This is a genomic window from Nereida ignava (assembly GCF_001049735.1).
GTDB classification, from domain to species: Bacteria; Pseudomonadota; Alphaproteobacteria; order Rhodobacterales; family Rhodobacteraceae; genus Nereida; species Nereida ignava.
In genome coordinates, this window is record NZ_CVPC01000031.1 from 1 (window position 1) to 4290 (window position 4290).

Below are 4290 nucleotides of genomic sequence, written 5' to 3' on the forward strand. Positions count from 1 at the left end.
GGCCTGACGCAACCCATCAACCGTCAGGCCTTCGGCTTTAAATAATCGAGGCTCTCTTTCAAGATCAGCTTGTCCAGTTGGAGGTCCGCAACGATTTTCTTCAGCCGCTCGTTTTCCTTCTTCAGTGCTTTCATTTCTGAGAGCTGCGGTCGCCCTAGACCACCGAACTTCTTGCGCCAATAGTAATAGGTCTTGTCCGAAATACCCGCCTTGCGACACGCGCCCACAACATCCAACCCATCATGCAAATGAACATCAATCTCGCGCAATAACTTCAGTGCATCCTCATGTGAATACCGTTTCCGTGCCATTCTCTGTCACTCCCTTAGTCAACAAATAGTGGCACAGTTTTAGGGGGCCAAGACACAGCATAATAGCCATAAGCGTACATAACGCCAATCCAGTAGCTGATGTGAGCCATCTTCTAATCACAGAATAACTAACCTTAAGCTTGTCTAGGCTCTTTGCAGAGCCCTGAACGCCCTAAGCCTATTTTCGCATCCAACATCTAGATCGGCGAGTAATTCGTCAAGATCATCGGTAGTCACAGGGCCGAATGGATCATCTTCATCAGCAGCATCTTGAAGAAGAACTTTGTCAGGCTCTTTGCGGTCAATTTTTGGGGACGCCCCAACTACCTCTTCGAATGCAGAACGCATAACTGGGTCAAGTGATGGCTCATAGCCGTTATGCATCAAAAAGCTGTCATGCAGTGGCAGAACAGCTATCCCACTTCGGGCGAAGTGAAGTAAAACCTTCTCTGCAATATCACTATCTAAACGCTGCAGCCTTAGCCCAACTCCAGTATAAAAATGGTGTGCTATTGGTTCATGAAAAGCAATAATTTCCTCAGACACCTCAGCCCATTTAAGTCCAAACTTAGAAGGCTTTACCCCTTTAGGGGCCTGTCTCAACGGCTTGGGAGAATTCAGCATTGCATTGAAGGCTGCTTTAACCATGTCCCGTAGATCTTTTGCGGTCACTCCATCTGGAATTAACGGTGGCTTTATCACTCCTGAGTAACAGTCAGCAGGACGGACAATGGATGCTTGTGCATATAAAATGCTTGGATGCTGATTGGAGTAATCTAACTCCACCATCCGCTTTCCATTGACCGCTAAGTGCTGGCGATATTCCCTTGGTATATTCTGCCACCAACCGCCATAAAATCTGCCACCTGTCTGCAAGTCAGGATCGTTAAACACCCGATGGAGGAAGCGCTGATCCATTCTAATGATACGTTCATTTTGGGGATTGTCAGCTAAACGTTTCTGTAAGGCACTAAGTTCGTCGTCTGGTATCTCAAGGTCATACCAATGCCTGGATAGTGCGTTGTTAATAATGCCCAGGTTCTCACGCATCCGTAAGGTTTCAGACGTTTCTGTGATTGAGACTGACCTTTTGCGATTAACACCGTTCTCATCTTTCTCTTTCACCCGAACCCTTATCAATTCCGGATCACAGTAAGGTGGCATAATTGCAGGTAGAGCTTTTAGTTCTTCTGTGGTGAAAAGGTCCAACAAGCGATCAGATGCAATGTATCGGCTCAACCTGCTTGTAGGCGTGCCGTCCTTACGTCCGTTACGATCAAAGTAGCCAAGCTTAGTAACTTCCAGATATCCAAGTTCAACCAAACCCTCGAAGGCTCTTTCTATATGAATGCTGTAAGTAAGCATCTGATCAGGACGTTCAGAAGAGTAGTAATACTGACCCTTCCGAATAGCAGCTTCACTCTTACGTTTCCGCTGAAGCACTACCGCCATACAATCCCTGACCAAACACTCCACTGAATAATGCAGCTTCTCGAGGCCATCCCCTTTTAACCTACGCTTAGCTTTACCTGATTTAAACCATACATGTTCCTGTAGTTCATGGACTAGCTGATCTACTACTTCATAGAACCTATGATATTTATGATCTCGCCAAGACAGTTTCAAACCACCAACGCTATTAGTTCTAACGGGCTTAGATGTAACTGCTTCCAATACATATTCCTCTGCTTACCAGTACTAGTGGTCAGGGCCCTCTGAGGAGGCCCTTCCCCATACTAGTAGGACTTAAGGTATATATCATCATATCATCAATGTGAATCCCTAGACCGCAATAAACCAAGCACAGATAAGCTAACCCCTCGCTTTGTCAGAAACAGCCAACACTGAAGAAACAGGCCCTTATGGCCGATAAGCTTGTTTGCAGGTTCTCATCCACAATCGCAGGTCAGAGCTATGTACGGTATCCCCTAGGGGGTGGGGTGGCACATGCCCGGGGTTCTGATCGTAGACCAAACCGTAGACCATTTTACGCCTGTTGCAGGAACCAGAATGAGACAGTAGCCTTGTTTTGTAAGGTTAATGCTAAGCGTTGGTGCCTACTGGCGGAGCCATCCCCGTGTGGGGGCACCATTTAATCACTCAAAGCATTGTAATACCTCACTAATTAGACTTAGTAGGTGAGCCGTAGACCATGCTGGCAACCAAATCTAATAGTTATACGTTCCAAAAGGACGGCATTTGGTATTTCTCCCGTAGAGTGCCCGCTGATTTAAGACGGCATTACAGGACGAGCAGGATTGCTTACTCGCTGAGGACTAAGTCCATCAGGGATGCTCGTGTTAGGGCTATGACTGATGCTGCTAAGTTAGATAGGCATTGGCACTGGAAGGATCTAAGTGCAAAGATCGCAACCGATCCGTTAATTCTTTTGAGTACTGGGATTGGGGACGTTCCATATTCGATGGCAGTGCGATTGGCTCTTTAGAAGGCGAAGTATGTGTCAGCGCCCAGGCGGACATATCAATTAAAATAGGCACAAGATCTATTGCAGCTGGGCTTAAACAATAAATCTTTCGTTGTAGGTGCGCAGGATCATCCTTGAAGTATAACAATCCAATGTCAGTCAGCCGTTTTAAACGGCCAGCTAACACACCACTAGAAATCCTTTCGTTATTATTTGCTAAAATTGATCGGAAGGTCCTTTGATTACAGATGGCAATATCTCGCAGAACGATTATTGACCAATGGTCAGCAATTACCTCGGCGCAAGTAGAAATTGGACAATAGTTTTGCGCTTTTGAAGTAATATTAGATTTAATAGTTTGGTTCATTTTGTGCCTTCTATATTATCACTATTTGTCAAAGTTGATGAAATATCCCCCTAAACCATAGAAACTTCAAGAGCGGTTTAAGGTTTATGGTGGTTATTTTTTCTGATGTATTTTTCACTTTTCTAACCGGACGCATGTCTGGCTGAACGATCTAAATTAAGGAAAGACACCATGAAAAATATCATTTTGGCTGCAGCCGTTTCACTAATTCCAGTTACAGCCTTTGCTGATGGTCACTCAAAAATTTGGAACATGGCAGGCTTAGGAAATGCCCCAGATTCATCTGAAATGATGCAAGGCACAACTGGTTCTCTTTTGATTAACACGTCAACTGATCTCTGGGATTGGTCACAAGCTCCTGAAGGGTTTCCAACACTCGTCACCGCTGAATGCAGTCAAACAGTGGCGTTGACACCAGAAGGTGCTCCTTTCGGTGGCGTGGGGGTATGCGGAATGATGGACCCAGACGGTGACCTTGCAATCTATTTTGGTGAAATAACACCACAAATGGAATACATCGGTTCAATGACTGCTGGCAGCGGTAAGTATGAGCCGTATGTCGGGCAAAAATTTATTGGGACCGTAACAGGTATGCTGAGCACAGGTCAGCAAATGTACCACGTAGTCGCTGCTGACTGACACTAGATATATAAATCAATTGCCATACCCCTAAAAAAGGGTACGGCACCTTTAACCCGCATTTCCCAAGTAACTTGACGTTTTCGCGCCTCCAACGGCCACTAATGTGTTATATTTCAGTATGTTAATTTGGCTGAAGGTGGTGGATTATGGATCACCCAGAGGGTGCACGCGAAACGGGTGATGGGCGGCTCAGTTTTGACCGCCGGGTCCGGCTGGAGTTTCATGGTTCCAAGATCAGCTCGGACGGTGGATTACTGTTGTTCAGGGAATTGGATGAAGTGCTCGGCCTGCACGACATTGCGGGCGGATTTCTGAGAGACACGCGAACTGGCCACAATCGCCTGCACTCACTGGTCGGCTTGTTGCGCCAGTCGGTCTTTGGGCGGCTGGCCGGATATGATGATGTTAATGACGCGGACCGTTTATCGCTTGATCCGGTGATGCGGCAGGTCGTTGGAGGGCGTGCCGTTGAGGCCAAGGCCGCGTCTGCGAGCCAGATGGGACGGTTCGAGACCGAGGTGTTGGCGGCAACCGACAATCGCACT

At 46.7% G+C, this 4290-nt stretch carries 5 protein-coding genes and 1 pseudogene; 3 read left to right on the forward strand and 3 right to left on the reverse strand.

Annotated elements, in window-relative coordinates:
- Positions 1 to 23 precede the first annotated feature (23 nt).
- Together NIG5292_RS13655 and NIG5292_RS13660 are read right to left on the reverse strand one after the other, a co-directional pair.
- Positions 24 to 311, reverse strand: a complete 288-nt coding sequence (locus NIG5292_RS13655; protein ID WP_048599378.1) for a transposase — start codon at positions 309 to 311, stop codon at positions 24 to 26.
- Between the two features lie 144 nt (positions 312 to 455).
- Positions 456 to 1985 (reverse strand): hypothetical protein, encoded by a 1530-nt coding sequence (locus tag NIG5292_RS13660; protein WP_143082043.1) that lies wholly within the window; start codon positions 1983 to 1985, stop codon positions 456 to 458.
- A 478-nt stretch (positions 1986 to 2463) separates the two neighbouring features.
- On the opposite strand from NIG5292_RS13660, the pseudogene NIG5292_RS15360 reads away from it, so the two are divergent.
- Positions 2464 to 2595 (forward strand): annotated as a pseudogene (locus tag NIG5292_RS15360) (DUF6538 domain-containing protein); the annotation flags it as partial.
- 37 nt (positions 2596 to 2632) lie between these two features.
- Here the strand turns inward: NIG5292_RS15360 and NIG5292_RS14720 are convergent.
- Entirely contained in the window at positions 2633 to 3103 is a 471-nt protein-coding gene (locus NIG5292_RS14720) for a winged helix-turn-helix transcriptional regulator (protein WP_082136715.1), read from the reverse strand.
- A 171-nt stretch (positions 3104 to 3274) separates the two neighbouring features.
- On the opposite strand from NIG5292_RS14720, the gene NIG5292_RS13665 reads away from it, so the two are divergent.
- The gene (locus NIG5292_RS13665) at positions 3275 to 3742 is read left to right on the forward strand and encodes a hypothetical protein (RefSeq protein ID WP_048600098.1); all 468 of its coding nucleotides are present in this window, start codon (positions 3275 to 3277) and stop codon (positions 3740 to 3742) included.
- A 149-nt stretch (positions 3743 to 3891) separates the two neighbouring features.
- Positions 3892 to 4290: IS1380 family transposase (locus NIG5292_RS13670; protein ID WP_048600099.1), on the forward strand; the 399-nt coding region annotated here is incomplete at its 3' end.

What these genes read in the sequence shown, in the direction of transcription:
- NIG5292_RS13655 (WP_048599378.1), bottom strand. Translation starts at nt 311, where the DNA reads ATGGCACGGAAACGGTATTCACATGAGGATGCACTGAAGTTATTGCGC.
- NIG5292_RS14720 (WP_082136715.1), bottom strand. Translation starts at nt 3,103, where the DNA reads ATGAACCAAACTATTAAATCTAATATTACTTCAAAAGCGCAAAACTAT.
- NIG5292_RS13665 (WP_048600098.1), top strand. Translation starts at nt 3,275, where the DNA reads ATGAAAAATATCATTTTGGCTGCAGCCGTTTCACTAATTCCAGTTACA.